The organism is Paraburkholderia terrae (genome assembly GCF_002902925.1).
In the GTDB taxonomy this organism is placed as follows: Bacteria; Pseudomonadota; Gammaproteobacteria; order Burkholderiales; family Burkholderiaceae; genus Paraburkholderia; species Paraburkholderia terrae.
In genome coordinates this window covers 779,503-806,427 of record NZ_CP026113.1, presented here as the reverse complement: position 1 = coordinate 806,427, position 26,925 = coordinate 779,503, and the positions used below count along the sequence as shown (strand labels likewise).

The window sequence follows — 26,925 nt, the reverse complement described above, 5'->3', positions numbered from 1 at the left end:
ACGTGAGTTCGCATAGCTACGGCGGGGAAGAAAGACAATCGTTCGCCCGCGCGATTTTCACGGCAGATAATGGACAAGCGCGATAGAAATGGCGTTGCGCAACGAATGAATCAACGCGACCATCCAGAAGGCCCGGCCCCGACGCGTTTGTTCGACTACGAATACATAACCCAGCACGACACCAATGGGAAACGTGGTGAGCACGTATTTCCAGCTATAGGTATGCATAGCCGCAAAGAGCGCTGCCGACAACACGATCGCTGTCCAAGGGCTGACACCTAATTTCTTGCGAAGTAACGTGATGCATCCCCACTGGTTGAATGCGGTTTCAGCCAGAGGTGCGATCAGGCAACCGAGAATCACCGCAGAGACGATGCCGTGTGAGCCGAGACCCGGGCCGCCAATCTGCTGGTCGGGAAAGAACACATTGGCAACATAGTCGAACGGCAGGGGCAACAGCTCGGTGGCTAACAACGCCAAAGGAATCATTAACCACGGCGGTATATTCAGTCCGAGTTCGAATAATGTGTCGCCAGTAAATGACGATGACCCCGCATCTGGTGATCGCATGTTCTATCCCGTCTATTCTAGTTATTGATCGCCCATTACCTCGGCATCGCATTTTACATTGAGAAGGCCTTATAGAAATCCATGGCTGGCGAGCGTGTAGTTGCGCTGCGTGCGATCAATGGTAAGTAGTCTTGGACGACTGGAGCTTCGTCAACACGCCGCTTTTGAACCGGAACCAGCCTTGCGAGCTTTGCATCACGACTTCGTCACCTTGCCAGAACACGCGCTTGACCGTCATGCGCTTGCCCGAACGTTGCACGAGTGGCGGTTGACGGCGAAAGTCGTATAGCACCGGCCCGGAATCGGTCTGCACAAGCGCACGCGTGACAGTTTGACTGGCGTCGTCGACGTCATCGAAATGCGTGAGCGTGTTCGCGCCGAAGCGATCGAAAATAACCTTGTCGAGCATCCCCACGAAATCACGGTCTGCACGCGAGAATTGCAGTGTGCCCGAGGGCGTGACGAACGGGCCGGACGCGTTGCTTTGCGCATGAACGCAAGTCGCGACAAGGCAAGTTGCGAGCGCAGCGAGTAATAGTCGTTTCAGCCGCATACCAGTTCATTGAACATCCGATAACAACGAGCCGTCGATAAACGTGCGCGCCCGCCGTTCACCGTATGAGAAGGCGTCATCCGGCGATAAAAACTCCAGCCGCTCGGGAAGACTGGCAATGGGTGTGGACAGCACGTGGAGTGAGATTATCGACCAAGACACAGAGTACCGAAGCTCTCTTCCGCTGAGCGAAACGACGTTGTTGGCCGTGACTTCAACATCTATGCTGTAGCCGCGATATGCTTCACAGGACTGGCTACTCATGGTGACTCCCTCTTCAAGGCAATCAAAGGTCGATTGGCATTCACGCCTTTTCGATAGCGCGAAGCTGCATCGCGAAGTCAGGGGAAAAAGCTGAATCATGATATGAATAAGGTGCGGGCAAACGAAAGCGCTGGCGAGAATAAAAGACTCTCCCCGATTTACCCGAACTCGCAGTGATAATCCGATCTCTGACTTAATCCCCTTCGCTAATTCGCTTTCCCCGACTACCTGTCTGATTCGCTCCCGGCGAATGCATGAGAACGTCCACGTTCTCAACGCCAGGAGCCACAGATTATTTCTTGTGCGCGCCTTCTTCGTCTCGTGCTGTTGCCTTCGGCGCAGTCTTCCAGGTAGAAAGGTTCGCCGCAGGAGACGGCTTTTTCGGCTGTTTAGGCTTCTTTGCCTCGCGATTACCGCGCAGTTGACCCTTTGCCATCATGATTCTCCCATTTTCGCCCAGCCGCGGGTGCGGCTACGTTATCCCGTCATTCTGTGCGCATTTATTGCGGCTGTCGCGATCTATTTTTTTGCCAGCTATTTTCTCCGGGCGTCTCGCCGCCGTGAACAGCGCTCTGCCCTGCCGGCTGCGATCCGCTTTCATCCAATCAGCGACGCGGCCGACGCTTCTTCGGCTTTGGCGGCGTCAGCGCCGCGGTCCAGAAGTTGACCGTCTCACGCTTCGCGGCGGCTGCCACGCGTCCACGCGCGGACCCAGCCACGGCATTCGCGCCACTCAGCCACATGCTCAAGAACGGGTTCTTTTTCAGCCATGGATTTTTCATGAATACGCCCTCCCGATGCCCGGGAATTCCTCGTAGTGGGTTAGAGAAAACAGTAGCGCAATGGACGTTCCCGCCCAAGCGACTCCTTCCCCGCTTCATCACGATTTAGTTTGCGTTTCCTCGGCTTTACGCGCATCGTCAATTCATCCATTCGCCTTCCCACCATTTCCCGTTCCGGATCCGCGTGGCTGCACACTGCGAGGATCATTTGAGGAGCATTTATGCAATATCCCGTTTATGTATGCCGCGATGGCGACGCTGGCTTTCGCGCCAGTTTCCCTGATTTTCCCCGCGCCGAAGCGCAAGGAAAATCGTTTGGCGAACTGAAGCGCAATGCGCAGAAGGTCGTCGAGTTGATGTATGACCAAAGCGAGCAACTCATACCGGCGCCTACCAACAGCACATCGGAATTGCACGAGCTCGATATGGATGACGGGGAAGGACTCTGGATGTTTATCGACATCAATCTTGCGCGTGTGACGTCGAAAGCAGTAGGCGTACAGATCAGTCTGCTCGAAGATGTGTTGCGGCAAATCGATGGCGACGCAAAGGAGCGTCACATGACCCGCTCCGCGTATATCACGCTTGCCGCGATGCACGAACTTCGCGGCCGTTATGGTGTGCAGTCGGCGACTACGCCCGGTGCCCTGCGGCGTTTTACGGACGGATGACCCTACATGTGCCGGGACCGAGCCTCACGTCCCATTGCCCGTCCGCCTAGCCCTCTTCAGGCGCGCAATGCACGGTGAATTCAACGAGCTTGACCGGACCGAACGTATTGCTGATTGCGACGTCGGCAGCATCCCGTCCTCGGGCCATCAGTATCCGTCCAATGCGTGGCACGTTGTTGCGCGGATCGAATGTTTGCCAGCTTCCGCCCACATAAGCTTCGAACCAGGCCGCGAAATCCATCGCACTATGAGGCGGCGGCACACCGACGTCACTGATATACCCCGTACAGTACCGCGCGGGAATATTCATCGCGCGACAGAACGTGACGGCCAGATGTGCAAAGTCTCTGCACACCCCGCGTCGTTCGCGATAGACATGACATGCTGTCTTCGTCGATCGGGCAAACTCATAGCCGAAGTCGATATGCCGATGTACGAAATCACAGATTGCCTGCACGCGATCGCGGCCGGGCTGCACCTTACCGAACAGTTCCCAGGCAACCTCGGACAACAAATCGGTCTCGCAGTAGCGGCTGCCCAGCAGAAACACCATGCATTCGTCAGGCAATTCCTCGACGGGATGCTGGTGACCCCACGTTGCCGTTTCCTCGGGCCGATCGGAGACATCGAGCAAGGCGGTAGTCGACATCTCGAACCGGCCCGGTGGCGCAACGAGCCGGCTGCAGAGATTACCGAAACCATCCCGATACTGAGCAATGCCGACGGGTGGATCAACGACAAGAAGGTCGGCCGACAGCACATTCTGCACACACGAGAAGTGCGTGTTGAGCATCAGCATCATTGGCGTATGCTGCTCGCACTCGTAAATCAGTCTATAGCCTACGCGAAGCATCATTACAGCGGCCCCTCGAAGAAAAATTCAACAGCCGTCCTCGGTGACACTGACGTCGACATCCAGACCCCGGAACGACGCGGGTGCCCCCGTCCATGTTCCCCACAAGGGCAACGCCTGGTGCTGGTCCCAAGCCACGGCCACCCGGATCAGATGCTGATTTCCGATAATGCTGTTGGTCGGATCGAAATCCACCCATCCTGCGCCGGGCAGAAATATCTGCAGCCACGCGTGAGTGGAACCGCCTCCTGAGGTGGCGTCATGATCCGGAACAAAAACATAGCCACTGACGAACCGTGCAGCGAGTCCGAGAGAACGAACGGCATCGATCATCAGAACCGCGAAATCCCGGCAACTCCCACTACGAAAACTCAGCGTATCAGCCGGACGGTAGACGCCTTTCTCCGTGCGCCGCGCGTAAAGAAACTGCTCTTTGATCTCAGCCGTCATGTCTCTGAGCAACGCCATCGTCGGGGTGTCGCGGCCTTGCGCAATGAAAGACTGGGCCCATTTGTCGACATCTGCATCGGGATGCCGCCGGCTTCGTGCGTTGACCAGTTCCGTTGCTTCATCGTTGGTGTACGCAAATGGCCAGGTTGCGGCATACGGCTCGATCGCATACTCGGGCGCGGGCGCTTCGTAATGCTCGAGCGTGACGCTGCTATCGAATACGAGTTGGGACGCCTCTTCGGCGAACGTCGCGACTGCGACCGAATTGTCGAAGACATCGTGCATCCAGTGCAGGCGCGAAGGCGTCGGCACAATACGCAATTCCGAGCTAACCAGACGCAAATCGTGGCTGGACCTCGGGCGGAACATCATCCTGTGCTCGCCGAAGCTCACCGGCTCGGAATAGCGATAAACGCTTTTGTGCCGCACCGTGAGGCATCGCGGTCCACTCATGTCTTTCTTCCCTATCCGTCCATCACCGAAAGACGTGCGGTTCAGCATACACTGCTTTACAAAGTCAAAACTCCTCAATTTTTCGGGTTGCGGCATGGGCGATACGGCAGCACGAATAGCATCGGTAAATCGCGCGCTTTGCGCAGGAATCGGTATAGATTGCGTGAATATGACCGGCGCGTTCGAATCTGCAGATGAACGAAACACGCCGCACGGTCACCAACAGTTCGCGCTTATCGAACAATAGGATTACACTCGAACTATAGTGAACGAAGGAGGCTCTCATGTTCGAAGCCACGCCTCAAAATACGTTCCGCGGCCTGCCACTGACCGCCGAACAGGACGCGGAAGTGCGGCATTACATAAAACAGAGAAAACAGCGCAGCGCGCCCTGGAACACGCCCGAGCTACACGCGATGCTCCACGACATGCTGGCACCTCCCGTCGACGAAGACGGCGCATCTGGCGCAGCTTTCACTGAAACCAGGTCTGTCACAGAACGGGCGATCGCTTCTCTCGACGAATCAATGGAACCCGTTGAGGCGAGCGAGGAACGCAACGCTGCAATCGAGGCGGAGGGAATGAAGCGCCCAATGCAGTAAGCCGTATATGTCACAGCATCAAAATCATTCTGCAACTACTTTCTGGAATCCATATGCAAAAGCAAACCAAGGTGTACCCGGCCCCTCCTTCAAAGCAAAGCGACTACGCCAGCCAGCAGGCGGCGCGTGTCTCGGCGCAACAGAAGGCGGAAAACGAACGAGCGCAGAAGCGTCTGGAGATGGACGCCCGCCTCGATGTCAACGCGAGCAAGTGGCGATATGTCTGTAAGGGTGAATAAATGGCAAAAGCCAGCGCGGTAATCAACTTTCCCAATCCGGCCCGGATCCACGATGCGTCGCGGCATTGCGTGTGCTTCTGGGGTTATGACAATGCCCGTGAGATTGTCTTCCAGGTCGACGATGTGGTGCTCGTCAAACTGAACCCCAACAAGGATTCTGACGAATCCTCGTTGCTCGCCGCATTCGACCACAACCGCGAAAAAATCCTGGAGATCGCGAGAACGGTGTACACCGGCGGCCCTCAGAACAAGTACACAATCTCCTGATCAGAGAGACTCGCCGAGTGCATGTGGGGCAATGCGACGCTCCCTAGTGTCGACGCCCGAGGTGCTTGCTGACGGAAAACTCGCTGGCAACTTCTCTGTGAACTTCGCTGACTGCGATCACGCCGTTGCGTGCATTTCGCGGTTCCCAGTCGATTCCAATCGCCTCATCGGGCATTGCGCCCCTCGGTACGAGAAACATCTGCAAGCCCTGCGTATAGCAGTCGTGTTCCGGCAGGCGACGGTTAATCTCGTCCACGAATTCTTCCGGCGTGATGATGGGCTTTTCCATGTCCATGCTGTGCTCCCTTGCTGTATGCCCACATTCCATTTGACCTACATCGACGCGTCGACACATTTTCGCGTCGGATGCGCCGTGTTCAGGATAACAGCGCATTGACTGTTCGCGGTAACACGCTAAACCCGGCAAGTCCCCTCGATCTACCGCTTCGCCCGCTCGATACTCAACTGATACTGGAACGCGTCGCCGCGATAGCTCAGCGCTTCGAAGAGAACAGGCGCGCCATCGCGGCTGTACACGAGCCTTTCGATACCGAGCAACGCACTTCCGGGCCCGACGCCCAGCGCGAGCGCGACCTCTTCGCTCGCCGGCATCGAACGGATCGACAGATCGGCATGGCCAATGCGCACGCCGCAATCCTGCTCGATCACATGAAAAATATCGCGGTTCTCGAGGTCAGCATCGAGCAACTGCTCCCCTACTTCGCGCGCCGCATACGTCAATTCGAACGACACGGCCAGGCCGTCGAGCAAGCGCACGCGCTGAATTTCCGTCACGCGCGCTTCTGCTTCCAGTTGCAGACGGCTCGCGAGCTGGCTGTTGACGCTCACCACACGCACGCCCTCGACGCGGTTCGACACGCGGTGCCCGAGCGGCATCATCGCCTCGGAGAAGCTCTGCAGCGCGCTGATGTTCTGCACGGCGCGCGCTCTCTGCACGAAGGTGCCCTGGCCGTGAATCTTTTCGATCCATCCTTCCTGACGTAATCGCTCCAGTGCCTGACGAATCGTGATCCGGCTCACTCCGTAGGACTCGCACAGTGCATGCTCGATCGGCAGACGCGTTCCAGGCGGATAAGTGCCGTCGAGAATGCGTGCATGCAGCGCGTCGCGAATGCGCTCGTAGAGGGGCGCGGTGGATTGTCTGTTTCTTCTCATCGATATGTGAATGGTTGCAGCGACCGATCCGCTGCTGTCTGCGTCATTGTGTCAAACAGCCCAACCCCGAGCCAAATCCAACGGCCAGATAAGCATGTCAGAAATGATCGTTTAGCGCGCGACGAGCGCAAATCTATACTCGCCTCATCGTGACGTTGTTATAACAACGATGCATCGATTATCCAGCACTCAAGCCGTCCGGGGAGTCGAAACTGCATGTCTTCCATCGTGTTTCATCAGTCGCCCACAGCTGCCCCGCCGCCGCCGTCGGCGCGTTATAGCCATGCGGTAGAGGCCAACGGCTGGCTGCATGTGACAGGCCAGCTTCCCGTCGATCCCAACGCGCCAGACAAGACCTTGCCTGAGGGCATCGAAGCGCAGGCGAAGCTGTGCTTTCACAACATCGAACAAATCGTTCAACACGCGGGCTTTGCGCTGTCAGATACGGTTTTCGTGCGGATTTATCTGCGCGATTTCAACGCCGATTACGCCGGCTTCAACCGTGTCTATGACAGCTACTTCGACGATGCGGTGCGGCTGCCTGCGCGTACCACGATCGGCGTTGCGCAACTGGGCCGCGATGCCCGCGTCGAGATCGATGCGGTGTTGTATTCCGCGCGCTGAGCGTCGCGCCGCAAATTAACGGTATTCGCTTACCACTCTGGGGACCATCCAATGAATACACGGTTTTTCGTTCGCCTTATCGCGCCGCTGTTCGCCAGTGCGATTCTCGGCGCGTCGCCCGCGCATGCCGCCGACAAGACGGTCACCATCGGCTATCAGACCGACATCGAGCCTTCGAAGATCGCTCAGGCTAAAGGGCTCTACGAAAAGGACAGCGGCTACCAGATCAACTGGCGCAAGTTCAACACGGGCGCCGACGTGATCGCCGCGATGGCATCAGGTGACGTGCAGGTCGGCTTCACAGGCAGCAGTCCCCTGGCCGCGGGCGTCACACGAGGCCTGCCGATCGAGACGTTCTTCGTCGCGGCGGAAATCGGCTCCGCCGAAGCGTTCGTCGTGCGCAACGGCAGCAATATCAACACACCGCAGGACCTGATCGGCAAGAAGATCGCCGTGCCGTTCGTGTCGACCACGCACTACAGCCTGCTCGCCGCACTGAAGCACTGGAACATCCCTGCGGATCGCGTGACGATCCTCAATCTCGCGCCGCCCGAAATCGCAGCGGCGTGGCAGCGCGGCGACATCGACGGCGCGTATGTGTGGGAGCCGGCGCTCGGCAAGATCCAGAAGACGGGCAAGGTCTTCACGACCTCCGCCGACGTACGCAAATGGGGCGCGCCGACCTTCCTCGCCTGGGTCGCGCGCAAGGATTTCGCGCAGTCGCATCCCGACTTTCTGGTGAGCTTCGCGAAGGTGACGGGCCAGGTGAACGAGGACTATCGCAAGAACGGCGCGAACTGGACGGCGAGTTCGCCGGAAGTGACGGCGATTGCGCGTGTCAGCGGATCGGACCCTGCCGACGTGCCGCCGCTGCTACATGGCACGACCTATCCGCTGCTCGCCGAGCAGTCGGGTAGCGCGCTGCTCGGCGGAGGCACGGCGACCGCCCTCGCGGACACGTCGAAATTCCTCAAGGAGCAGAAACGCCTCGATGCCGTGCTGCCCGATTATCGACCGACGGTCACCTCGGCCTATGTGCAGCAGGCAAGCAAACAGTAAGGTCAAGCGATGATCCGCGTCGAATCCGTCAGCGTCGACTTCGATACCGGCGCGGGACGCCGGACCGTGCTGTCGAACCTCGATCTCGATCTGCGCGACGGCAGCTTCACTGTCGTGCTCGGTCCTTCGGGCTGCGGCAAGACCACCTTGCTCAACGTGATCGCGGGGTTCATCGCGCCCACTGCGGGCAAGGTCACGCTGGACGGCGTCGCCGTCACCGGACCGGGTGCGGAACGCGGCGTCGTCTCGCAGGACGACGCATTGCTGCCCTGGCAAAACGTCGAACAGAACATCGGTTTTGGCTTGCAGCTTCGAGGCGTGCCACGCAGCGCGTTACGCGAGAAGGTCGATTCGCTGCTTGCGCTGACGGGCCTCAGCGGTTACGCGGACTATCCGCTCTGGAAGATTTCGGGCGGCATGCGTCAGCGCGTGAACCTCGCGCGCTCGCTCGCCGTCGACCCGCGCTATCTGCTGCTCGACGAACCGCTCGGCGCGCTCGATGCATTAACGCGCCAACGCATGCAGGAATATCTGCTGCAACTGTGGACGCGCTATGACAAAGGCATGTTGATGATCACGCACGACATTACGGAAGCGCTTTTCATGGCGACCGATCTGGTGCTGATGAAAGGCGATCCAGGCCGTATCGAATCCGTGCGCGGGCTCGACTTCGGCCGTCGCTTCGCGGCGGGCGAAAACGCGCGTGCCATCCGCAACGAACCGGCGTTCGTCCGGTTGCGCGACGAACTCGAAACCGGCTTCTTCGCCGATGAAGGAGAGACGATATGAACGCCGCCGATCACCCGGCGCGCGCCCCTTCCGCGTTGCCGAAGGCTACCGCCCGTTCAGGCGCGCCGCGCGCGACGCGGGTGCCGCGCTGGTCTTTGGCGGGCTCGCGTTGGATCAGTGCGGCGACCGTGATCGTGTTGATCGCGGCGTGGGGCATTGCGTCGCGTCTGGAACTCGTGAGCCCTGTGTTCATGCCATCGCCTGCGGCCGTGGCGAAGAAGTTCGTGACCGTGGCTATCGACGGCTCCAGCAACGCGACCCTGCTCGAGCACACGCTCGCGAGCCTGCACCGCATGCTGGCGGCGCTGTTGCTCGCCATCGTCACAGCGATTCCTGTGGGCATTCTCACGGGCATGAACCGCGTCGCGCAGGCCATCGTCGATCCGTTGATCGAGTTCTATCGCCCGATTCCACCGCTTGCCTATCTGCCTCTCATCGTGATCTGGTGCGGCATCGGCGAGCCGTCGAAGGTGCTGCTCATCTGGCTCGCGGTGTTCGCCCCGCTCGCGATCGCCACACAGCAAGGCGTGCGCCGCGTGAAGCCAGGGCGCATTCGCGGCGCAAGGGCGCTCGGTGCGACACGCTGGCAGATCGTGCGTTACGTCGTGGTTCCTTCTGCCGCGCCCGACGTGCTGACGGGCATCCGCATCGGCCTCGGCGTCGGCTGGTCGGTGCTGGTGGCAGCGGAACTGATCGCGGCCACGCGCGGGCTCGGCTTCATGATCCAGTCCGCCGGACAGTTCCTGGAGACCGACGTGGTCATCATGGGCATCATCGTGATCGCGCTGATCGCGGCCTCGATCGAATGGGGGCTGCGACGTCTGCAAAAAGCACTCGTACCATGGGATGGACACGCATGAGCACGTCATCCGCTCATGCAGACCAGATCGCGCTGCGCGCCGACGTATTCGTCGCGGGCGGCGGCCCGGCAGGCACATGGGCCGCGCTGATGGCGGCACGCAGCGGCGCGACGGTCGTACTCGCCGACAAGGGCTATTGCGGCACCTCCGGCGCCGCGGCGGCATCGAACAACAATGTCTGGTACGTGCCGGACCCCAACGAATACGAGCGTCATTTCAAGGAACGCTTTCGCACTGGCGGCGAACTCAGCGAACTGTCATGGACCTCGCAGGTTCTTGAAACCGCCGCGAGCCAATTGCGTCTGCTCGAAGCGCTGCGCTACCCGTTTCCGCGTAAGGACGACGGCACGCCGAACCGCGCGACGCTGCGCGGTCCGGACTACATGCGCTTCATGCGTCAGCAGATCAAACGCGCCGGCGTGACTATCCTGGACCATGCGCCGCTGCTCGGACTCGTTCACGACGAGCGCGAAGGCCGCGTGACGGGCGCTTTCGGCGCGCGTCGCGACGGCTCGCGCTGGCGCGTGAGCGCGAACGCCTGCGTGATCGCCACGGGCGGCTGCGCGTTTCTGGGCGGCGCGCTCGGCACCAACGTCTGCACAGGCGACGGACATCTCGCTGCAGCTGAGGTGGGCGCGCTCTTCTCAGGGATGGAATTCTCCAGCCAGTACGGCCTCGCGGCGGCGTTCTCGTCGGTCACCAAAGGTTTGCCGTTCATCTGGGCAAGTTATTCGACGGGCGACGGCCGTCCCATCCATATCGACGAGGACGACGCGTTCATCCCGGTCGCGAAGGCATTGATGAACGAGCCCGTGTTCGCCGTCTTCGATCGCGCGACACCCGACGTCGAACGATGGCTGCGCTCGGGCCAGGCGAATGCGTTTCTCCCCTACGACCGGATGGGCATCGACCCGTTCCGCACGCGCTTTCCCGTGGGTCTGCGCCACGAAGGCACGGTGCGCGGCACGGGCGGCATCCGTCTCGTCGATACCGACGGCCGGACCGATGTGCCCGGCCTTTATGCGGCGGGCGATGCGGCATCACGCGAAGCGATCGTCGGCGCGCGCACGGGCGGCGGCTCGCCGAACGCGGCCTGGGCGATCGCGACGGGAAGCTGGTCGGGCGAGGCGGCAAGCCGCTTTGCGAAGGTGCATGGCAGCGCGTCGCCCGTCGACATCGACCCGCACTACGCGCAACTCGCGACCAGCGATCCACGCGCCGCCGCTGCCACACTCGAACGCGAGGTGCGTCCGCCCGCTGTGCAGCTGTTTCGAAGCGAGCTGCGTCTCTCCGCCGCCTTGCGCGCGATCGACGACGCACTCGCCGCCCGTTCCAGCGACGGTGCATCGTTCGCCGCAAGCCGCAGCGCCTATGCGTTGCTGTACGTGGCGAAACTGTCGTACACGAGTGCGCTCGCGCGGCGCGAGACGCGAGGCCTGCACCGGCGCGACGACTTCCCGTTGCGAACCGAAGACGCCTCGCGCCTGCTGATCAGCGGCGTGAAAGCGCCCGCTATCCGCTGGAAGCCCATCGTTCAACCTGAGATCGCCTGACAGGACCTATCGTTTTGATCGAACTTATCAGCGAATCACGCTGCACCGCGTGTGACCGTTGCGTCGATGTTTGCCCCACCAACGTCTTCGATGCGGTGAAGGGGGGCATTCCCGTCATCGCGCGCCCCGACCAGTGCCAGACGTGCTTCATGTGCGAGCTGTATTGCCCGGCCGATGCCATGTACGTGCATCCGTTCGCAGCCGGCCACGTTGCCGTCGACGAGACACAACTCGTGCAAAACGGCGCGCTAGGCGCCTACAGCCGCGCGCTCGGCTGGACAAAAGCGCGCGCTGGCGGCACCGAACGTGACGAAACGCATCGCCTTTTCGAACTTGGCGTGACCTGACGCAAATATGATGTGCTGCTGCGCTCCGGCTCCATGCTCGCGTGCAAACTGAGACGCACTGTCAAGTCATGACTTGTTTCGCTCCTATCATTGCAGCGTTCGCAAGACAGGAGACGGGAACGGGTATGAACGCAGACACCATAGACTACGAAGCGCTAACGCTGGTGATGGAAAAGCGGATTGCCACCCTCGCGAAAGCCGCCAGGAAAAAGCGGTCACGAAATGAAGCGAGCGAACGGGTGTTCTTTGCCGCTGCCGCGAATGAGGCCCTGTTTGTGTGGATGCTTCTGGCGAGTCGGATGAACTCCGATCTCTATCTGGCAGATAAGGCGCGATTGACCCGAATGATCGAGGATGTGGCGGCTGATTGCGCGCAGGCCGTCGATGTGCGATTTCATGCCGAAGGCTTGGTGGTCGTATAGAGCCTCGAAACGTACTGTCTGCGTTTGCGTCTTCGTCTTCGTCTTCGTCTTCGTCTTCGTCTTCGTCTTCGTCTTCGCCTTCGCCTTCGCCTTCGCCTTTGCGGCGTGGGCAGTTTGGAGTATTGGCGTCTGCGCTGGTATCCGTACTTTGCCTTCCTGCTTCATGCGTTGCCGTTTGGTGTTTTGGCCTTTGCGTTGGCATCCGCGATTTGCCTTCGTGCTTCAGGCGTCGCCGTTTGGTGTTTTGGCCTTTGCGCTGGCATCCGCGTTATGACTTACCCCTTCAAGCGTCGCCCCTGTGCGGGGCGGCACCTACTTTTCTTTGCCGCCGCAAAGAAAAGTAGGCAAAAGAAAGCGGCTAACACCGCCAGTTCTTGTGTTTGCCTGAGGGCCCCCAACCGGTCTTACGCTTCACACGGCAATCACGTGACCCATACTCGTTGCCAGCGCTCTTGCGGTGCGCCTCACCCGCTTCACGCTCCCGCACTACAGCGCGCCGTGCCAGTTACGCCACCGCCGCTCAGGTGGCAAACTGTGTGTCGGCCCCTTATGCTCCACACGCCTCACTTCGGACCGATAGCGCACGCCTCGATGTAAGAGCGCCACGCTATACGACGCGACAACCTACACACAGTTTGCCACCTGGGCGGCGGAGACCATTCGCTGCCGCTTGCACGTGTAGGGGTATTTGAAGCGGGTGAGGCGTTCATTCGAAGCGTTGGCAACGCACGCAAACAGAAAGGCTGCCGTGTGAAGCGTAAGACCCCGTGGGGGCCCTCAGGCAAACACAAGAACTGGCGGTGTGAGCCGCTTTCTTTTGCCTACTTTTCTTTGCGGCGGCAAAGAAAAGTAGGTGCCGCCCCGCACAGGGGCGACGCTTGAAGCAAGCTAACAAAACGCGGATGCCAGCGCAAAGGCCAAAACACCAAACGGCGACGCCTGAATCGCGAAGGCAAAACGCGGATGCCAGCGCAGACGCAAATACACCAAACCGCCCGCGCCGCGAAGGCGCAAACGCAGAAGCCACCGCTCCACCGCCCGGCAACGGCTACCCCAAGTCCCGCCTAAACCCCGCCGCCGCATGCCGCGCAGGCAAATGATCCCCCTCCCCGAACAATCTGTTCCGCAACGTCCCATCGCCATACGCAGTCTTATAAAGCCCCCGACTCTGCAACTCAGGCACAACGAGATCAATAAAATCCTCATAACTCTCGGGCACCACAGTCCGGCTCAGATTGAACCCATCAATCCCCGTCTCCTCGATCCAGCCCTCCAGTTCATCCGCGACCTGGGCAGCGCTGCCCACAATCGCCGGATACCGCCCGCCAAGCTCAAACATCTCGAGCAACTTGCGACGCGTCCACCCATGCTGCTTCGCCGTCCGCGTAGCCGACTCAATAGCATTGCCCGGCGCATAATCAACAGGCTCGTCGAGATCATATTGCGCATAGTCGATGCCAGTACTAGCGGCAAAGTGCGCAAGCCCGGCTTCACGGCTCGCATACTGCAAATAATCCGCGTACTTCTCCCGCGCCTCGCGCTCGGTAGCGCCCGCCACAACAGCCGCGCCGGCAAACACCTTAACGTCATCCGGCCGACGCCCGGCCAGCACCAGTTGCTCCCGCAATGCCTTCACCGTTTCTCGCGCAGCATTCCGGTTCGGCGGCGAAATGAACACGCATTCGGCATGACGCGCGGCAAAGCGCTGGCCACGCCCGGAACTACCCGCCTGAAACAGGACAGGCGTGCGCTGCGGCGACGGCTCCGCCAGGTGATAACCTTCAACGTTGTAGTACCGCCCCGCGTGCCGAACCTCATGAACCTTCGCGGGATCGGCATATACCCGCGCGCCCTTGTCGCGCAACACCGCATCCGCTTCCCAACTGCCTTCCCACAGCTTGTAGAGCACTTCGAGGTACTCGTCCGCGCGCTCGTAGCGTTCGTCGTGTGGAAGCTGCTCGCTCAGCCCCATCGCGCGCGCCGCGCTGTCGAGATACCCCGTGACGATATTCCAGCCGACGCGCCCCTGCGTCAAATGATCGAGCGTCGAGAAACGGCGTGCGAGCAGATACGGTTGTTCATAGGTGAGGTTGACGGTCACGCCGAAACCCAGATGACTAGTCACGGCAGCCATCGCCGAAACAAGCAGCAAGGGATCGTTGACGGGCAACTGGATCGACTCGCGCAACGTCACGTCGACATTGCGCTGATAGACGTCGTATACACCGACGATGTCGGCAAGAAAGAGTCCATCGAACAATCCGCGCTCCAGCGTGCGAGCGAGGTCGGTCCAGTACGGCAACAGCCGATAGTCCGTCGACCGGTCGCGCGGATGCGTCCACAGACCGTGGTTGATATGGCCCACGCAATTCATGTTGAACGCGTTGAGCAGAATCTGTTTCCTCGCCATTACAAGGCTCCATGCCGGGGCGGCAGCTTGTCGTTGAGATAGTAGTTGCCTACCGCGTGATACTTCCAGCGCACCGGGTCGTGCAGCGTATGCGTGCGGGCATTGCGCCAGAAACGGTCGAGTCCGAGACCATCGAGTGTCGCCGACGTGCCGGCGAGTTCGAACAGGCGCGAACCCGCATCGAGCGATACCGTCGTGGTGAGCGCACGCGCCTCCGCGACGGCAATCGATGCCTGCGCCACCGAGCGTTCCGTCGGCCCGGCCTGCGCGGCATCGACAAAGCGTCCCGCGCGGTGCAGCAATGCCTCCGCCGCGCGCAAACGCACCGCGAGGTCGCCGAACTGCGCGATGGTCAGCGGGTCGGCGGCGGCACGCTCGATCTTCGCGTCGATCCACGGTCGCGAATGCTCCCGCACGAACTGCAATGCGGCCTGGAACGCGCCGCGCGCCTGACCGAGATCGATGGCCGCGTGAATGATCTGCGCGAGCGGTCCGATCGTCGTCGGACGCTCGAACGATGCCTGAAACGGCACGACCCATTCCGGCTCGACGCGCACATGACTGAACTGCACCGTCCCGCTGCCCGTGACACGCTGACCGAAACCATCCCAGTCGTCGATCACCTCGACGCCGTCGGCGTCGCGCGGCACGAAAGCGAGCCACGTGATGTCGCGCCCTTTCTCTTCCGTGATCACCAGCGTGGGAATCCAGTGCGCGTACAGTGCGCCCGTGCAATAGAACTTGCGGCCGTCGATATGCCAGCCGGCCGCCGTGCGAGCGAGCCGCGTGCGGCGCTTGAAATCCTTGTGGCCGGTTTCGGCGAGCGCATTGCCAAAGCGCTCGCCTGCCAGCACGCGATCATAGAAAAAGCGCTGCTGCGCGCCGCTGCCGCCGACGCGCAGCACTTCGAGCGCGTAGTAATGATTTTGCGGAATCTGACCGAGCGAGCCATCGGCCGCTGAAATCGTCGCGGTCACTTCCGCGAGCGTCCCACTGCTCACGCCCGCGCCGCCGAATTCACGCGGCACGGTGATGCCCCACAACCCGCTTGCAACGAACGCATCGAGTTCGGCCCACGGCAGCCGCCGTTCGCGATCGCGCGCTGCTGCATCTGGCGCGAACGCTTCCGCAAGTTGCTTTGCGACACGTATCGCGTGCGCGTCGTCGGTAATCTGGTCGGGAGTCCCGTGGCCAAGGTCCACGATGTCGCGCGTCTCTTCAGAAATATCGAGGCTCATGCTTCAGTTCCACGAATGCCGCGTGGGCAGCACATGATTCAGGTGATAGTTGCCGAGCAGATGCAGCTTCCAGCGCACGGGGTCATGCAGCGTATGCGTGCGCGCATTGCGCCAATGACGGTCGAGGTGATGTACGGCGCGGGTGGAAGCAGAACCCGCCAGTTCGAAAAGCTTTTCGCTCGCTTCGAGGGCGATGCGTGTTGTCAGCACCTTTGCCTCGGCCACCGCAACCGACGCCCGTGCGCTGGCCTCGGCATCGATGGGCGCGGCGGCAACTGCATCGAGCGTGTGACCCGCCTCCAGCAACACCTCGCGAGCGGCGTGCAACTCGATCTGCAGGCGGCCGACGTCGGCGATGATGTAGGGATCGTCCGTCGCGCGCTCCAGGCCCGAATCGATCCACGGCCGCGCGCGCTCGCGCACGAATGCGAGTGCATCGGCGACAGCCGCCTCGGCGATGCCCTGATCGATGGCGGCCTGAATCAGTTGCGACGTTGGGCCGAACAACCCAGGACGGTCGGCTAGCTGCCAGAGCGACAGCACATCCTGCGGATCGACGAGGACGTTCTCGAAAATCACCGTGCCGCTCGCCGTCGTGCGTTGACCAAACGAACTCCAGTCGTCGATCACCGTGAGACCCGCTGCATCGCGCGGCACCCAGACCTGGACAGCACGTCCTGCATCGTCCGTCGCGCGCGCTGGCACGCGGTGAGCGAACAGCGCGCCAGTGGAATAGAAACGCTTGCCGTCGAGACGCAGCCCGTCCTCTGTCGCGCGCAGCCGCGTCGTACCCTGCAACACCGTGGACGCAGCGGCCGAGCGCCGTTCCGGGCCCGCATTGCCGAGCCGATGACCCGCAAGCACTTCGCCATATAGGCGCGCTTTCTGCGCCGGCGTGCCGATCTCACGCAACACGCCCAACACGCCGAAATGATTCTGCGGAATCTGGCCCAACGCGGGATCGGCCGCGCAGAGAATCGCGAACACTTCGGCCAGCGTCGCGAACGATACATCCGCGCCGCCGTATTGACCCGGCACCGTGATCGCACCCAGTCCGCTTTCGGACCATAGATCGAGTTCGGCCCAAGGCAGGATGCGCTGGCGATCGCGCTCAGCCGCACCTGTTGCAAAGACAGCCGCTAGCGCATGGGCGGCTGCGAGCGCGTCGGAATCACCAGCAATGCGCTTGACGCGCGCGGGGTCCGGACGCCGCGGCAATTGCGCTGCGGCCAAAGAGGATTCGACTGTAGACATGGAGGCTCATACGAACGAGTAAAGCCCTACGCTCGCGACGCAACCGTCGCGGCTCGCTGCGGACAGGGCCAATCCCGTATTGGATCAGCCCAGGCGAGCCCGGCCTACTATCGAATTTGACATTGCTTATGACAGGTTCCGGTTTTCGAATGCGGCCGACGGCATCGAATCTTCAGGAATAGAACGACGGCGTGGGCAGTTCATCGTTCACTGCCCATTCGCCGAGTTCCTGCAACTTGTAGTCGACGGGATCATGCAGCGTTTGCGTGCGCAGATTGCGCCAGAACCGGTCGAGCCGCAGTGCGCCATGCGTGGCGCGCGCGCCCGCCACCTCGAACATCCGGCTGGTCAGGTCGAGACCGACGCGCGTGGCGGCGACCTTGGCCGTCGCGATCGCAACGGCAACATGCCCGCGCGTTGTCTCGTCGAGTTCCGCGCCACGCGCCCAGGCCTCGTCGAACAGTTGTACCGCGCGCCCGGCCAGCAAACGGACGCTTTCCAGCTCAACCCAGAACTCGCCGTAGCGACGCAGCGTATGCGGGTCCTTGCTGGCTTGCTCCGCGGGCGACTTGAACCAGGGGCGCGATTCATGGCGCGTGTAGTGCTTCATCTCCGCGAAAACGCCTTCGCCGATGCCAAGAAACATCTGCGTAAAAATCAATTGCGCCAACAACGGACGCAGGCACGCGAAAGGCGTGCTCAACGGACCAGGCTCGAGCAGCAGTTCGCTTTCTTCAACGCGCACATTTTCGAAGAGCGCGCTGCCGCTATCCGTTTGCCGCTGCCCGAAGCTGTTCCAGTCGTGATTCAACGTGATGCCGGAACGGGAAGTGGGTATCGCCGCGATCAGCAGCTTGCGGCTGACGGCATCGAGCCCCGAGGCGACCAGCATGTCGGAGTCGAGCGCCCCAGAGCAAAAGCTCTTCCTGCCGGAGAATTCATACGCGTTGTCTACGCGTTGCACCACGGTGCGCGTATCCAATGGGTTCAGCGTGTTGCCCCAGAACCAGTTCTTCTGCGCGGTCTGCTCGAACCACGGCTCCCATTGATCCGGACGTCCGAACAGCCGGACGGTAGCGAGCAGCAGATGATGGAATCCGAACACATGCGCAATCGAACTGTCGACTCGCGCGAACGTTCTGACGACATCGAGCGTCTGCGTCCAGCTCGCGCCTGTTCCGCCGTATTGCTTCGGAATCGACAGCGACAGCAGGCCGCTGGCACGGATTGCGTCGCGCTCGGCCTTGGGCGTGCCGCCCTGTTCGTCGCGTTCGACGGCACTCTCGGCAAATTGCTGCGCAAGCGCCTGCGCTATTTGGATCTGCGAAGCGGGATTGGATTCAACGTGTGTCGTCATGATGAGCAAGGCCGGAAAGATGACTGGCAAGTTTACGAAAGCCACTACGGCAACACATACCATCGAGTGCTTGAATGCTTATGCAGATTTCTTCTTTAGGGCACGCGCGTCAATGTAAATGATGCACCACATTGTCTGCTGAAACAGAAACCCGCTTCTGCAATAGCGCCAGGACTGCTTTGATTCTGAACTTTAATTGGTTCGCAGATGCGATCGGCTTCGTTACATTGAAGCTCAAATCACACGTGACCATAAGGACAATCGATGGCATCGGTTCGGGGCTTTGCATTCTTCGCACGGGCGCGTCGCGCGCACGTTCTGCGCAACATCATGACGACGGCAGCCGCCGCGCTCGCGCTCTGCTATTTCGGAAGCACGCAGGCTGCGCCGCTTGCGGAGCTGAAGCTCGACTACGCGTATTACTCGCCGGAAAGCCTCGTCATCAAACGCAATGGCTGGCTGGAACAGGAGTTCACCGCCGATCATACGCAGGTCAAGTGGGTGCTGAGCCTGGGAAGCAACCGCGCTCTCGAGTATCTGAATAGCGGCGCCATTGATATCGGCTCGACAGCGGGTCTCGCAGCCGTGCTCGGCAAGGCAAACGGCAATCCGATCCGTGCGGTGTATGTGTTTTCCCGCCCCGAATGGACGGCGCTCGTCGTGCGCAAAGATTCGCCCATCAAGAGTCTCACCGATCTGAAAGGCAAGAAGATTGCCGCGACCAAGGGCACCGATCCGTTCCTCTTCACGTTGCGCGCGCTGCATACCGTGGGCCTCTCGCGCGATGACGTCGAAATCGTGAATCTCCAGCATCCGGACGGCCGCACCGCGCTCGCGAACAACCAGGTCGACGCGTGGGCCGGGCTCGACCCGCACATGGCCGCCGCGCAAATCGACGATGGCGCGCGGCTGCTTTATCGCAATGTCGATTTCAACACGTGGGGCCTGCTCAACGCACGCGAGGACTTCATCCGCGAGCATCCGGAGCAACTGGCTCGCGTATTGAAGGTCTATGAGAAAGCACGCGTGTGGATCGCCGCGCATCCCGACGATACGGCGAAGATCGTCTCGGAGGAATCGAAGGTCTCGCTCGCGGTCGCGAAGCTGCAACTCAGCCGCAACGACTTCAGCCATCCGCAGCCCGGCGCGCAACAGATCGCCGCGCTCAAGGCAGCCGCGCCGATTCTCGTCGACGAGCAGCTGGTGAAAAGCGGCACCGATCTCAATCAGGTCATCGACGCGCTGATCGATCCGAGAATCGCGCAGCCCGTCATCGCGAGCAACGGCGCGAAATGACGCGCACGCAACACGACGCATGCAAGCAGTCTGCATTAGCGTGGACTTGAATCATGGCTGCCACTGAACAGACCCTCGCGCTCAAGACGCGCGATTCACACTCGCGGGCCGCAAGCGAACGCACATTGCGCAAGCGACCGCGCGACGCCATGCGGTTATGGCGCTACGCAGGGTATGCGTTGCCCGTCGTCTTTCTCGCCGTGATCGAAGCGCTGGTTCGCACGTCCGTGTTGCCGATGCATCTCGTCCCCGCTCCCAGCACGATCGCACAAACGCTGTGGGATCTCGGCGGTACACGCGTCGCGCGACACATCGGCGCGAGCATCGCGCGTGTGTACGCGGGCTTCGCGCTCGGCTCGGCGCTCGCGTTGCTGATCGGCGCGGCGATGGGATTGAGCCGCCGCGTCGATGCGCTGCTCGACCCTGCGTTTCAGGCACTGCGCGCGATTCCATCGCTCGCATGGGTGCCGATCCTGCTGCTGTGGATGGGCATCGACGAAGCACCCAAGATCACGCTCATCGCGATTGGCGCGTTCTTTCCCGTGCAGCTCAGTGTGGTCGCCGGCATTCATGGTGTTGACCGCAAGCTGATCGAATTCGGAGAGCTCAACCGGCTGACGCCGCGCGCGATGTTCACGCGCATTCTGCTGCCCGCGTCGATGCCGCAGATCTTCACGGGACTGCGCACGGGCCTCAGCCTCGCATGGATGTTCATGGTCGCGGCCGAACTGATCGCCGCGACGCGCGGCCTCGGCTATCTGCTCAGCGACGGCCGCGAGACGGGCAGACCCGATCTCGTGTTCGGCGCCATCCTGCTGCTGGCGTTGCTCGGCAAACTGAGCGACGGCACATTCAAGCTCATCGAAACGCGCGTGCTGTCCTGGCGCGATGCACACCACGTCTCGGGAGACGCGCCATGAGCCCGTCTACTCCGCCCTTGCTGCAAGTGCGCGGCCTCGCACGGCGCTTCGGGCCGCGCACGGTATTTGAACAGGTATCGTTCGAACTGGCGCGCGGCGAGATCGTCAGTCTGGTTGGCCCGAGCGGATGTGGAAAGAGCACGCTGCTGCGGGCGATTGCGGGCCTCGATGGCCACGCGGATGGTTCGGTGCTGCTAGAGCAGCAATTGCAGCGCGGCCCATCCGACAGGATCGGTGTGATCTTTCAGGAGCCACGGCTGCTGCCCTGGCTAAGCGTCGCCGACAATATCGCGTTCGCTGCCGGGCCTCGACAGGGACATAATCCGCGCGTCGATACCCTACTGGCCGAAGTCGGTCTGTCCGGCGTGCGCGATGCGCTGCCGAAACAACTGTCGGGCGGCATGGCACAACGTGTCGCCCTGGCGCGAGGACTTTTCGCGGAGCCGGATCTGTTGTTACTCGACGAACCGTTCAGCGCCGTCGACGCCATCACACGCTCACGCCTTCAGCGTGTGTTGCTTGCGCTCGCGCACGCGCACGGAACGACGATCCTGCTCGTCACGCACGATCTGGACGAAGCGCTTCTCCTGTCCGACCGTGTTCTGTTGCTGTCGCCGCCGGGCGATGACCGTCCAAGCCACATCGCGCGCGAGATTCACGTCGATGCGCCACGGCCTCGAAATCTCCGCGATCCTGCGATGGATGCACTGCGAGATACTTTGCTGGACGGTATCGCGTCAACCCCGATCTGACCGTGTCGAACTGACGCGCATCCTAAACCGCGCAGCGTAAGAAGTTATCGACATATTGTTGGTGGCCCCGTCATCCCTGCCCGCTCCATACTGTCGAACGACAAACGAGAGGAGTGGATGGATGCCGCTGCTGCCAGATCATCTTGTGATTCGCGTGCATGACCTCAAAACGACCATTGCTGATTTCGCCGAACTGGGTTTCACCGTGCAGCGCGGCGGCACGCATGCCGACGGGACAACACATAATGCGCTGATCGGATTTGCCGACGGCAGCTACATCGAACTGATCGCATTCCTGAAAGACGCGCGGGAACATCGCTGGTGGGACGAGCAACAACGCGCTGGCGAAGGCTTTGTCGATTTCGCGCTGCTGCCCGAATCGGTTGCGCGCACTGTGGAAGCCACGTATGCGCGCGGCCTGTACTATGACGGCCCCATACCGGGTGGCCGCATCCGGCCCGACGGCACGCGGCTCGAATGGCAAATCGGCCGCCCGACGACGCGCGACCTGCCCTTCTTGTGTGGCGACCTGACGCCCCGCTTCCTGCGCGTCGCGGAAGGCGAAGCGCGCACGCATCGCAATGGCGCGACCGGACTCGCCGCCGTCAATGTCGCCGTTTCGGATCTGGAGAAGAGTATCGCGCGGTATCGCATTCTGCTTGGCGACGTGCCTGTGCATCGAGGCGCGCTGACGGGACACGGTGTGTACTTCGCGACCCTGTCGATAGGTCGGACGACAGTCACGTTGCTGTCGCCCGTGACACGAACGCGCGCAGACGATGATCCCGATGCCGGCAACACAACAGCCCTTGCCGAAGCGCTACGGTCGCATCTCGCGATCCGGGGCGAAGGCGTCTTCAGCGCAGCGATTCACGTTGCCGATGCCGCGCAAGCGCATGAACTACCGCGCTCGCTCAGTCACGGCGCGCGGCTCGAATTCGTGTACGCGCCCGGCGGATGAGCGCGCTTCAGGCCGGCAGCTTGCCTTTCCTGCGCAACACGGAGACGACCTCTTCGATGCTCGCGTTCTCCAGCAGACAGCGGCCAACCACCCGCCGCTCGTCGTTGATGGCATCGATGCTTCGCTGCATCGCGGCGGCCTTCGCCGCGATGTAGACCGCCATGCCGTAGCCGAAGCGCTCGATCAAATCCTTGCAGAAAAAGTTTTGCATAGTGGTTTAGCGACGATGCCCGCACGCGTTATTGAGAATCGTTCGCAATTATACATAAACGCGCGACGCGTCTGGTGCGGGCTTCATGCTGGCGCAGCGACCAGGATATCTAGAACGCTTCCGCAAGGAATGGCACGAGCGCTGACAGCACCTCATCCGGCGCGTCCTCGGGCAGCAGATGGCCGCCAGGCAGCGCCCTTCCCGTCACGCGCGATGCCCACTTCGACCACACATCGATAGGCAGCGTCTTTCTTGCTCTCTGCTCCCGCTCGCTCCACAGCACCAGCACGGGAGATGTCAGCTTCTTCCCCGCGTCGAAATCGGCTGTGTCGTACTGAAGGTCCTCTGCAGTCGCGGCGCGATAGTCCTCGCAGATCGCATGACGCACTTCGGGCTTGCGAAACGCGGCCCGGTAAGCATCGAGTGCCAGCGGATCGATGCCGTCGAGTCCGCCTGCCATCTTCGACAGTGCCGCATCGATAAATGCGTCGGGGTCCGCATCCAGCATGCGCTCAGGAAGATCGAAAGGTTGCGCGAGAAAGAACCAGTGCCACGCATTCAGCGCGAAGGCCTTGTCGACGCCCGCGAAGGCGTCCAGCGTGGGGATGACAGTCAGCGATGCGTATGCGGCAACGCGCGCAGGATGATCGAGCGCCAGCCGGTATCCGACGCGTGCGCCACGGTCATGCCCGACGACGGCGAACCGCTCATGTCCCAGGCGATCCATCAAGGCGACGAGCGCGTGCGCAACGCGACGTTTGGTCCATCGCGGCTGATCGTTTCGCGTGCGGCTGTCGCCGTATCCCGGCAAGTCGGGCACGATGACGGTATGGGATTGTGCGAGCGTCGGCGCAACCTTTCGCCAGGCGATGTGGGTTTGCGGATAGCCGTGCAACAGCAGGACGGGCGGGCCGGAGCCGCCTGTCACACCACTAAATGACACGTCCTCTGTATCAACGTCGAGTTTCGAGAAGCCGGGAAAAAAACGGTTTGCGGCAGGCTGAGCATTGCCGTGCGTCATGGACACCTCCTTATGCGACGCGACAGGCACTCGAACTGGACGAACACACCGACGCGCTAGACGAAGCTTATGCGATCGTCGTGTTTTGCGGGCGTGCGCTGCTCACGCCCACACCCTGGTAAGCGCATTCGCTGAAGAATGATTCACGCCGATTGGGTGCGAGCGTAAGCTCAGAAAAACAGCAACGAGCGCAGTTCGATACTACGCCGCGCTCTTGCATCGGGCGGCGACGACGGATCATCGAATGCGGTGTGCGCCGTCAGCCGTGCGATATCGTCGCCCGCGGAATCGTAGATTTTCAGCAGCAGTACTTCCTCCGGCGACATCAACGGAAAGTAGTACCAGCGGTGCCGCGGATTGAAAACGAATGCATACGTCTCGCCGATCTTGTCCGGATAGATCAGATCCGACGGCACGAGATCGGTCAGCGAGATACTGCGCGCATCGCACAATGCGAGCGGCGACGATTCGACCGTCGATCCGACAGGACGCCACAGGTTGACGATCGCCACCCTGCCGTTGAGCAACTCGTCCGCTTCATGCGGCGGCAGATGATCGCGTACGCGGCGCGGCCCCGAGACGAAAGTCTGATCGTTGTGAATGAATTTGACCGGCTCGCGCACACCGCTCGCTCGCGCCGCCTCGCCGTCGCGAAGCGTGTGATCGAAGATGACGACGCGCTTCGCACCCGTCCAGCGCTTGAGCAGCGTTTCGGCCTCAGGGTAGTAGACGCGTTCAATCGCCGCTGGGTCCGAGAAGTCGCTGAGCGCGCTCGCGTGCTGCCGCAGTTCAAAGCCATTGCGGTCCAGCGACAAGCCACCCGGCGGCGGCGACACGCGTGCATTGACGATATTCACACGCTGCGTCCGATACACGCCGCTGCGCTGTGGCTCGCCTGCGGGCGGCTCATAGGCATACGTGGCGGGCTTTTCTCCCGTCGCGACGAGATAGTTCAACGCAGCTTCGACAACGGCTGGCTGTTCGACGACGATATCGCTCATTGCTTACGCTCCATGCATGCGCGCGGCTCAATTAGTCCGGCGCTATTTCGCCGATCACATGAAACATCTCGAACGTGTAGCCCATATTGAAGTAGCCCGCTCGCGCATAGACGGCTATACGCTCGAGGCGCTCGCCCGCATCGCGCGGCGAGTGCTCTGCCTGCCGGTCGGTGCGTTCTTCAGCGGCGTGGGCGGATCGCGCCCGCAAGCGCTGACGCACAGCCTGGAAGGGATGAAATACGGCCTGACGATAAAACGATGCGAGGTTCATCGACATGATGCGTCCTCCTGCTCTTGGCAATATTCATCGAATCTAGTCAGTGGCGGCGCATTGCACAAACAAGCATTTGTGCAATGCTTTGCAACGCACCGCCGATAGATGAACGGGTCTCTCAGGCGCCGGCGCGCTCGGTGACGGACGGCACGCTCACATAATCCTCGCCGTCGATATCGTAGCCAGACGGTTCCCAGCGGATCGCGAGCAGCACCAGCAGCGACGTCAGCGGAGCAATCGCGATGACCCAGAACACCTTCGTGCCGAGCGCGCCCGCCAGCACTGGGAACAGAAACAGCGAGATCGTCGAAGCCGTGCGCACGAGCGTCTGGTTGAACCCCACGCCGATACCGCGCAGTGAAGTTGGGTAGCTGAGGGACGCGTAAGTCATCGAATGCGAACCGGGCCCGAAGCCTTGCCCGAACAGATAGCCGCCCAGCAGCAGAATCGCCGCCACCACCAGCGCGGTGCCGCTCGGACGACCGATCAGCGCAAGCCCGATCAACGAAGCGAATTGCAGCGAATGACCGAGCACGGTCATTTTCCACGCACCGATTGTCGGTGCGGTTCGCACGCCGATCAACCCGCCCACGAATGCGAACAACAGATTGAGCGTGAGCGATGCGACGATTGTCGTCAGAGGCCCTTGCGCGAAAAAGCTCGTGATGATGACAGGCAAGCCAAAGATGATCGCGTTGTAACCGAACGACGACGCGCTGCCGATCACGGCCGCGAGTATCGTGCGTCTGCGGTATGTGGCGTTGAACAGCACGCCATAGTTATGCCACGAAGCGCGGCGCGGTTGTGCAACGGGCGCCGTCGCACGCTCGACGACGGCATCGACGCCATACGAGCGCTTGAGGATGCGCGCAGCGCCTTCGAGGTCGCCCTGATTCGCTGCCCAGACCGGCGATTCGCTGATATAGCGGCTGCGCACCAGAATGATGACGATCGCGGGCACGGCGCCGAACGCGAGCGTGAGCCGCCACAGCCAGCCGAGCTGGTGCTCGGGCAGGATCGCGTACAGACCGAGAATCAGCAGGTAGCATGTACTCGTCGCGGCATACCACGCGGGGCACCACGCAGCGACGCTTGCCGCCTTGTTGCCCTTGCCCGCCACACGCGAGAACTCCGCCAGAAACGCCATCGCAACGGGCAGATCGAGCCCGACGCCGAACCCCATCAGGAAGCGCGCGCCGCCGAGCACCCAGGCGTTCGGCGCGAGACCGGCCGCAATCGCGGCAACGACGAAGAACAGCATGTCTGCCATAAAGACGCGATAGCGGCCGATCCGATCGGTCAGATAGCCGCCGAACAACGCGCCGAGAATCGCGCCGAACGTGATCGCGGAAGAAACGAAACCTACCTGCACGGGCGACAGTGCGAACTGTTTCGCGATGTCCTTGATGCCGTAGGCGAGCGAGGTCAGATCATAGGCATCGAGGAACACGCCGCCTAGTGCAATCGCGATCACGATGCGTGCATTACTGCCTTTCACCGCGCCCGCGTTGACGATACGCGATACGTCCTGCGCGGAGCGGATGACGGCGGGACGAGCGGAATCGTGTGCAACGGACGAGTCCAGCGGAGTGGATGGAATAGCGACGGTAGACATGATGAGTCGAACAGGAAGTCAGAAAGTTCCTGCATGCTAGCGACGCCCATCACGTCTTCCAAACGACGATTGAATATATGC

At 61.3% G+C, this 26,925-nt stretch carries 33 protein-coding genes; 16 read left to right on the top strand and 17 right to left on the bottom strand.

The features are described 5' to 3' along the window. Nucleotides 1-57 precede the first annotated feature (57 nt). From C2L65_RS33520 to C2L65_RS46265, 4 genes are all read right to left on the bottom strand, one after another. The gene (locus C2L65_RS33520) at nucleotides 58-570 is read right to left on the bottom strand and encodes a CPBP family intramembrane glutamic endopeptidase (RefSeq protein WP_042311978.1); all 513 of its coding nucleotides are present in this window, start codon (nucleotides 568-570) and stop codon (nucleotides 58-60) included. 115 nt (nucleotides 571-685) lie between these two features. Next, on the bottom strand, nucleotides 686-1,117 hold the full coding sequence (locus C2L65_RS33515) for a hypothetical protein (RefSeq protein ID WP_042312006.1): 432 nt from the start codon (nucleotides 1,115-1,117) through the stop codon (nucleotides 686-688). A 12-nt stretch (nucleotides 1,118-1,129) separates the two neighbouring features. Further along, on the bottom strand, nucleotides 1,130-1,387 hold the full coding sequence (locus C2L65_RS33510) for a hypothetical protein (RefSeq protein ID WP_079492561.1): 258 nt from the start codon (nucleotides 1,385-1,387) through the stop codon (nucleotides 1,130-1,132). Nucleotides 1,388-1,992: 605 nt separating this feature from the next. Continuing rightward, nucleotides 1,993-2,169, bottom strand: coding sequence for a hypothetical protein (locus C2L65_RS46265; RefSeq protein ID WP_167306549.1), 177 nt, complete (start codon nucleotides 2,167-2,169; stop codon nucleotides 1,993-1,995). Between the two features lie 221 nt (nucleotides 2,170-2,390). On the opposite strand from C2L65_RS46265, the gene C2L65_RS33505 reads away from it, so the two are divergent. Then, nucleotides 2,391-2,840, top strand: a complete 450-nt coding sequence (locus C2L65_RS33505; RefSeq protein ID WP_042311981.1) for a type II toxin-antitoxin system HicB family antitoxin — start codon at nucleotides 2,391-2,393, stop codon at nucleotides 2,838-2,840. Between the two features lie 46 nt (nucleotides 2,841-2,886). Here C2L65_RS33505 and C2L65_RS33500 read toward each other — a convergent pair whose 3' ends face one another. Next, nucleotides 2,887-3,696, bottom strand: a complete 810-nt coding sequence (locus C2L65_RS33500; RefSeq protein ID WP_042311983.1) for a transglutaminase-like domain-containing protein — start codon at nucleotides 3,694-3,696, stop codon at nucleotides 2,887-2,889. A 24-nt stretch (nucleotides 3,697-3,720) separates the two neighbouring features. Continuing rightward, nucleotides 3,721-4,596, bottom strand: coding sequence for a transglutaminase family protein (locus C2L65_RS33495; RefSeq protein ID WP_042311985.1), 876 nt, complete (start codon nucleotides 4,594-4,596; stop codon nucleotides 3,721-3,723). A 284-nt stretch (nucleotides 4,597-4,880) separates the two neighbouring features. On the opposite strand from C2L65_RS33495, the gene C2L65_RS33490 reads away from it, so the two are divergent. The 3 genes from C2L65_RS33490 to C2L65_RS33480 are packed head-to-tail and all read left to right on the top strand — an operon-like array spanning nucleotide 4,881 to nucleotide 5,704. Beyond that, the gene (locus C2L65_RS33490; RefSeq protein ID WP_042311988.1) at nucleotides 4,881-5,198 is read left to right on the top strand and encodes a hypothetical protein; all 318 of its coding nucleotides are present in this window, start codon (nucleotides 4,881-4,883) and stop codon (nucleotides 5,196-5,198) included. 53 nt (nucleotides 5,199-5,251) lie between these two features. Continuing rightward, the gene (locus C2L65_RS33485; RefSeq protein WP_007576648.1) at nucleotides 5,252-5,437 is read left to right on the top strand and encodes a hypothetical protein; all 186 of its coding nucleotides are present in this window, start codon (nucleotides 5,252-5,254) and stop codon (nucleotides 5,435-5,437) included. Then, on the top strand, nucleotides 5,438-5,704 hold the full coding sequence (locus C2L65_RS33480) for a DUF1488 family protein (RefSeq protein ID WP_007576646.1): 267 nt from the start codon (nucleotides 5,438-5,440) through the stop codon (nucleotides 5,702-5,704). It abuts the gene before it with no gap. Nucleotides 5,705-5,747: 43 nt separating this feature from the next. Here the strand turns inward: C2L65_RS33480 and C2L65_RS33475 are convergent, their stop codons facing one another. Then, nucleotides 5,748-5,999 (bottom strand): hypothetical protein, encoded by a 252-nt coding sequence (locus C2L65_RS33475; RefSeq protein WP_042311990.1) that lies wholly within the window; start codon nucleotides 5,997-5,999, stop codon nucleotides 5,748-5,750. 143 nt (nucleotides 6,000-6,142) lie between these two features. Beyond that, nucleotides 6,143-6,880, bottom strand: a complete 738-nt coding sequence (locus C2L65_RS33470) for a GntR family transcriptional regulator (protein ID WP_042311992.1) — start codon at nucleotides 6,878-6,880, stop codon at nucleotides 6,143-6,145. Between the two features lie 216 nt (nucleotides 6,881-7,096). On the opposite strand from C2L65_RS33470, the gene C2L65_RS33465 reads away from it, so the two are divergent. The 8 genes from C2L65_RS33465 (at nucleotide 7,097) to C2L65_RS45745 (ending at nucleotide 12,808) form a co-directional block, all read left to right on the top strand. Continuing rightward, the gene (locus C2L65_RS33465) at nucleotides 7,097-7,504 is read left to right on the top strand and encodes a RidA family protein (RefSeq protein ID WP_103254618.1); all 408 of its coding nucleotides are present in this window, start codon (nucleotides 7,097-7,099) and stop codon (nucleotides 7,502-7,504) included. 51 nt (nucleotides 7,505-7,555) lie between these two features. Continuing rightward, nucleotides 7,556-8,563 (top strand): taurine ABC transporter substrate-binding protein, encoded by a 1,008-nt coding sequence (gene tauA / locus C2L65_RS33460; protein ID WP_042312009.1) that lies wholly within the window; start codon nucleotides 7,556-7,558, stop codon nucleotides 8,561-8,563. 9 nt (nucleotides 8,564-8,572) lie between these two features. Further along, nucleotides 8,573-9,352 (top strand): taurine ABC transporter ATP-binding protein, encoded by a 780-nt coding sequence (locus C2L65_RS33455; RefSeq protein WP_042312010.1) that lies wholly within the window; start codon nucleotides 8,573-8,575, stop codon nucleotides 9,350-9,352. Then, the gene (locus C2L65_RS33450) at nucleotides 9,349-10,212 is read left to right on the top strand and encodes an ABC transporter permease subunit (protein WP_042312012.1); all 864 of its coding nucleotides are present in this window, start codon (nucleotides 9,349-9,351) and stop codon (nucleotides 10,210-10,212) included. Before C2L65_RS33455 ends, C2L65_RS33450 begins: the two co-directional genes overlap by 4 nt. Continuing rightward, complete coding sequence (locus C2L65_RS33445) at nucleotides 10,209-11,765, top strand: FAD-dependent oxidoreductase (RefSeq protein WP_042312014.1); 1,557 nt, start codon at nucleotides 10,209-10,211, stop codon at nucleotides 11,763-11,765. Before C2L65_RS33450 ends, C2L65_RS33445 begins: the two co-directional genes overlap by 4 nt. Before the next feature lie 14 nt (nucleotides 11,766-11,779). After that, nucleotides 11,780-12,112, top strand: a complete 333-nt coding sequence (locus C2L65_RS33440) for a 4Fe-4S dicluster domain-containing protein (protein WP_042312015.1) — start codon at nucleotides 11,780-11,782, stop codon at nucleotides 12,110-12,112. Nucleotides 12,113-12,237: 125 nt separating this feature from the next. Continuing rightward, nucleotides 12,238-12,534 carry a hypothetical protein gene (locus tag C2L65_RS33435; protein ID WP_081921197.1) on the top strand — a complete coding sequence of 99 codons (297 nt, stop codon included), beginning with the start codon at nucleotides 12,238-12,240 and terminating at the stop codon, nucleotides 12,532-12,534. Further along, the gene (locus C2L65_RS45745) at nucleotides 12,497-12,808 is read left to right on the top strand and encodes a hypothetical protein (protein ID WP_156132351.1); all 312 of its coding nucleotides are present in this window, start codon (nucleotides 12,497-12,499) and stop codon (nucleotides 12,806-12,808) included. Before C2L65_RS33435 ends, C2L65_RS45745 begins: the two co-directional genes overlap by 38 nt. Nucleotides 12,809-13,582: 774 nt before the next feature. On the opposite strand, the gene C2L65_RS33430 is transcribed toward C2L65_RS45745, so the two are convergent. From C2L65_RS33430 to C2L65_RS33415, 4 genes are all read right to left on the bottom strand, one after another. Then, the gene (locus tag C2L65_RS33430) at nucleotides 13,583-14,944 is read right to left on the bottom strand and encodes an LLM class flavin-dependent oxidoreductase (protein ID WP_042305921.1); all 1,362 of its coding nucleotides are present in this window, start codon (nucleotides 14,942-14,944) and stop codon (nucleotides 13,583-13,585) included. Continuing rightward, entirely contained in the window at nucleotides 14,944-16,182 is a 1,239-nt protein-coding gene (locus C2L65_RS33425; RefSeq protein WP_042305922.1) for an SfnB family sulfur acquisition oxidoreductase, read from the bottom strand. The genes C2L65_RS33430 and C2L65_RS33425 overlap by 1 nt, the downstream gene beginning before the upstream one ends. 3 nt (nucleotides 16,183-16,185) lie before the next feature. Continuing rightward, on the bottom strand, nucleotides 16,186-17,436 hold the full coding sequence (locus C2L65_RS33420) for an SfnB family sulfur acquisition oxidoreductase (RefSeq protein WP_042305923.1): 1,251 nt from the start codon (nucleotides 17,434-17,436) through the stop codon (nucleotides 16,186-16,188). A 172-nt stretch (nucleotides 17,437-17,608) separates the two neighbouring features. After that, nucleotides 17,609-18,793, bottom strand: coding sequence for an acyl-CoA dehydrogenase family protein (locus C2L65_RS33415; protein WP_042305924.1), 1,185 nt, complete (start codon nucleotides 18,791-18,793; stop codon nucleotides 17,609-17,611). A gap of 264 nt (nucleotides 18,794-19,057) precedes the next feature. On the opposite strand from C2L65_RS33415, the gene C2L65_RS33410 reads away from it, so the two are divergent. The 4 genes from C2L65_RS33410 to C2L65_RS33395 all read left to right on the top strand — a co-directional run bounded on the left by C2L65_RS33410 (nucleotide 19,058) and on the right by C2L65_RS33395 (nucleotide 22,722). Further along, nucleotides 19,058-20,089, top strand: a complete 1,032-nt coding sequence (locus C2L65_RS33410) for an aliphatic sulfonate ABC transporter substrate-binding protein (RefSeq protein WP_042305925.1) — start codon at nucleotides 19,058-19,060, stop codon at nucleotides 20,087-20,089. A gap of 53 nt (nucleotides 20,090-20,142) precedes the next feature. Continuing rightward, nucleotides 20,143-21,009 carry an ABC transporter permease gene (locus tag C2L65_RS33405; RefSeq protein WP_042305926.1) on the top strand — a complete coding sequence of 289 codons (867 nt, stop codon included), beginning with the start codon at nucleotides 20,143-20,145 and terminating at the stop codon, nucleotides 21,007-21,009. Next, nucleotides 21,006-21,761 (top strand): ABC transporter ATP-binding protein, encoded by a 756-nt coding sequence (locus tag C2L65_RS33400; RefSeq protein ID WP_042305927.1) that lies wholly within the window; start codon nucleotides 21,006-21,008, stop codon nucleotides 21,759-21,761. The genes C2L65_RS33405 and C2L65_RS33400 overlap by 4 nt, the downstream gene beginning before the upstream one ends. Nucleotides 21,762-21,882: 121 nt before the next feature. Continuing rightward, complete coding sequence (locus C2L65_RS33395) at nucleotides 21,883-22,722, top strand: VOC family protein (RefSeq protein WP_042305928.1); 840 nt, start codon at nucleotides 21,883-21,885, stop codon at nucleotides 22,720-22,722. Between the two features lie 7 nt (nucleotides 22,723-22,729). On the opposite strand, the gene C2L65_RS33390 is transcribed toward C2L65_RS33395, so the two are convergent. The 5 genes from C2L65_RS33390 to C2L65_RS33370 form a co-directional block, all read right to left on the bottom strand. Further along, nucleotides 22,730-22,909 carry a hypothetical protein gene (locus C2L65_RS33390; protein ID WP_233446708.1) on the bottom strand — a complete coding sequence of 60 codons (180 nt, stop codon included), beginning with the start codon at nucleotides 22,907-22,909 and terminating at the stop codon, nucleotides 22,730-22,732. A gap of 133 nt (nucleotides 22,910-23,042) precedes the next feature. Beyond that, nucleotides 23,043-23,954 (bottom strand): alpha/beta fold hydrolase, encoded by a 912-nt coding sequence (locus C2L65_RS33385; RefSeq protein ID WP_042305930.1) that lies wholly within the window; start codon nucleotides 23,952-23,954, stop codon nucleotides 23,043-23,045. Between the two features lie 170 nt (nucleotides 23,955-24,124). After that, complete coding sequence (locus C2L65_RS33380) at nucleotides 24,125-24,955, bottom strand: CmcJ/NvfI family oxidoreductase (RefSeq protein ID WP_042305931.1); 831 nt, start codon at nucleotides 24,953-24,955, stop codon at nucleotides 24,125-24,127. A gap of 31 nt (nucleotides 24,956-24,986) precedes the next feature. Next, the gene (locus C2L65_RS33375) at nucleotides 24,987-25,232 is read right to left on the bottom strand and encodes a hypothetical protein (RefSeq protein ID WP_042305932.1); all 246 of its coding nucleotides are present in this window, start codon (nucleotides 25,230-25,232) and stop codon (nucleotides 24,987-24,989) included. Nucleotides 25,233-25,347: 115 nt separating this feature from the next. Further along, complete coding sequence (locus tag C2L65_RS33370; RefSeq protein WP_042305933.1) at nucleotides 25,348-26,844, bottom strand: MFS transporter; 1,497 nt, start codon at nucleotides 26,842-26,844, stop codon at nucleotides 25,348-25,350. Between the last annotated feature and the right edge of the window lie 81 nt (nucleotides 26,845-26,925).